The sequence below is a fragment of the Kitasatospora sp. NPDC058406 genome, from assembly GCF_042722765.1.
In the GTDB taxonomy this organism is placed as follows: Bacteria; Actinomycetota; Actinomycetes; order Streptomycetales; family Streptomycetaceae; genus Kitasatospora.
This window is the reverse complement of record NZ_JBHXKE010000455.1, coordinates 1-2,875: the sequence shown is the minus strand read 5'-3', so window position 1 is coordinate 2,875 and position 2,875 is coordinate 1. Positions and strand designations below refer to the sequence as shown.

Genomic DNA, 2,875 nt, shown 5'->3' with positions numbered 1-2,875 from the left:
GGGAAATGGCTCACCCCCACACGCGCCCTACGGGCGTCGCTCAGGTGCCCTCTTTCGGGTGGTTCGATGTCGTTGGTTGCCGCTCGGGCGGGCAGTTCGGCCCAGACCAGTTGGCCGGCGGTGGCCTGCAGGGCGCCCCAGGCGCTGCTGAGGGCCGCGACCATCAGCAGGCCCGGCCGCTGCATCGCTCGGCATCGGCGGTCGCAGTGGTGCGCACGTTGAAGCCTGGGGCGGAGTCCTCGATTTCCAGGCATACGACCTGCCGGCCGGTTTTGAGTTCGCAGAGTGCCAGGCTCGCCCGGGCGGGGGTGGCGCCGTGGCGGAGGGCGTTGGTGGCGAGCTCGGTGGCGATCAGGGTGGGGTCGTCGGTCAGGTGGGGTAGCTGCCAGCCGGCCAGTTACTGAGCATTTCGGGTTGTCGTCGGGTAGTGACGGTTCGTGATCCCTGCGGTATGCCGTTGGTGTGAGACGCCGTTGTCGTACCGATCAGGGCGGTTGCCGATCGAACGGGAATCCCGTTCGGGTGATCGCTGGGTGATGGACGCATGAAGACAGGGCCTCCGGTGCAGCTCCTGGGTGTTGAAGCCGGAGAAGCTGACAGCGGTCGTGACAAGCTCCCCATAGGCGGCCATATAGGGCCCCACTGATGGCCAGGGGTTTCCCCGTGGACGGCCAGATATCTCCCCGCTCGCCCCACCCCTCCCCGGTCGGCGACGCTCGACCGGGTGAAGAACAGCAGGGAGATCATGGAAATCCTGGAGGCCTACGACCTCACGGGCAGTTACCGCTCGGCCGCTGAGCTGGCCGGATGCGACCACCACACGGTCGCCCGCTATGTGAAGATGCGCGCGGCCGGCCAGCAGCCCGACCAGCGCCGACACCGCGACCGGGCGATCGACGCCTTCCTGCCCAAGATCGAGGAGCTCGTGGTCCGCTCCGGCGGCCGGATCCGCGCCGACGTGGTCCACAAGCGGATCTCCGCGATGGGCTTCACCGGCGGGGAACGCACTACCCGCCGCACCGTCGCCGAGGCGAAAGCCCAGTTCAGGACCGGGCAGCGGCGAATCTACCGACCCTGGATCACCGAGCCGGCGCTCTGGCTGCAGTGGGACTGGGGCGGTGCGACACGAAGTCGCGTATGGCGAGTGAACTCGCAGATTGGAGGCCGGCAATGCCGGTTGCGTAGTTCCTGATCAGTGTTCGAGATCGGTCCCCTCCTCAACGTGCGTCCGCAGGTCCTGCCTGCCGGGGGTGCGGAGCTTGAGGAAGACGCCCAAGGGCCCCCGTTCTGTCCGGGGGAGCAACCGGGCAAGGGGAAGACCGGACGGGTGAACGTGAGTGAACCTCTGATGACACCTCGTCATCGCAAGCCTGGAAGACGGGAAGGACACCAGGTGATAGGGCCTGGCCGCTGGTGGAGGCGGCAAGCGGCGACCTCAGCGTCCCCAGAGGTTGCGTGAACACCGCTGGCCCCGGGGTTTAGGAGGCACCCACCCCGGTCGCATCTCACATACGCGGAACGTGGAAACCCCGTCGGGGTCCGAGCCGGTCATCCGGCCCGGTAGGCCGATCGCAAGAGGGGCGGAAGCCCCCGGCGGGACAGGATGCCCAAGAAGCAGATGCCGGTAGCCGAAAGGCGACGGGACTCGCGGCAACGGGCCGTCGCTCCAGGCGGCCGCCGCGGGGAACCGACCGGATGCCGGTCCTGCGACCGGGCCCGAAAGGGCGCTGACGTGGGCAGGTGAGCCTTTGAACAGATGGTCTTGCGACCTTGCGAACTGAGGGACAAGTTGGACACCGTTGAGGTGAACGGACCCGAGGGCGGTCTGGAGTGGGACGCCGTCGTCTGGCGGCACCACGAGGAGAACGTAACGAGGCTGCGGCACCGGATCTTCAAGGCGGCGCGGAACGAGGACTGGGCCCGCGTCCGGTCCTTGCAGAAGATGATGCTGGGCTCATGGTCGAACACGCTGATCAGCGTGCGACAGGTGACCCAGCGCAACACCGGGCGTCGGACGGCCGGGATCGACGGCGAGGTCGCCTTGTCGTCGCAGTCCAGGGCGGAGGTCGCGGAGCGAGTGCACCGTGACCGCTCGACCTGGGACCCGGTTCCGGTTCGACGCGTGTTCATCCCGAAGGCCAACGGCAAGCAGCGTCCGCTCGGCATCCCAGTGATCATGGATCGGTGCCACCAGGCACGGGTCCGCAACGCGCTGGAGCCCGAGTGGGAAGCCCGGTTCGAGTCCCGCTCCTACGGATTTCGTCCCGGTCGAAGCTGTGCCGATGCCATCGGCGCCCTCTACAACGCGCTCAAAGGGTCCCGGACCCAGCGGGTGTGGATTCTGGACGCCGATCTGTCGGCCGCGTTCGACAAGATCGACCATGTCCGGCTCCTGGAGAGCCTCGGTTCGTTCCCGGCCAGGGATCTGATCCGGGGCTGGCTGAAGGCCGGGGTGGTCGAGGAGGGCATGCTCGTCCGCACTGAGGAGGGAACTCCCCAAGGCGGCGTGGTCAGCCCCTTGTTGATGAACGTGGCCCTGCACGGCCTGGAGGAGGCCGCAGGGGTCCGCTACCGCGAGCGCGGCGTTCACGCCGGGATCGCGAAGGCGAACTCCCCGATCCTGGTCCGATACGCCGATGACCTGGTGGTCTGCTGTCATTCCGAACAGCAGGCCCAGCAGGTCAAGGCACGGCTCGCCGAATGGCTCGCGCCCCGGGGGCTGGTCTTCAACGAGGAACAAGACGCAGGTCGTCCACCTCGAAGAGGGCTTCGACTTCCTGGGTGCGACACGAAGTCGCATGGTTCGAGCGAGCACGCTGATTGGAGGGCTGAGACCGATGACAGCAGCGTAGCTCCGGACAAGTGTTCACAGATC

Annotated in this window: 2 protein-coding genes and 1 pseudogene; 2 read left to right on the top strand and 1 reads right to left on the bottom strand. The window is 67.4% G+C overall.

Features of this window, described 5'->3' with window-relative positions; all coding sequences use genetic code 11:
• Nucleotides 1-163 precede the first annotated feature (163 nt).
• Nucleotides 164-373, bottom strand: coding sequence for a hypothetical protein (locus ACFWOG_RS40395; protein WP_380364685.1), 210 nt, complete (start codon nucleotides 371-373; stop codon nucleotides 164-166).
• Nucleotides 374-724: 351 nt separating this feature from the next.
• On the opposite strand from ACFWOG_RS40395, the pseudogene ACFWOG_RS40390 reads away from it, so the two are divergent.
• Together ACFWOG_RS40390 and ACFWOG_RS40385 are read left to right on the top strand one after the other, a co-directional pair.
• A pseudogene (locus ACFWOG_RS40390) lies at nucleotides 725-1,117 on the top strand (IS21 family transposase); the annotation flags it as partial.
• Nucleotides 1,118-1,789: 672 nt separating this feature from the next.
• Nucleotides 1,790-2,875: reverse transcriptase domain-containing protein (locus tag ACFWOG_RS40385; RefSeq protein ID WP_380364683.1), on the top strand; the 1,086-nt coding region annotated here is incomplete at its 3' end.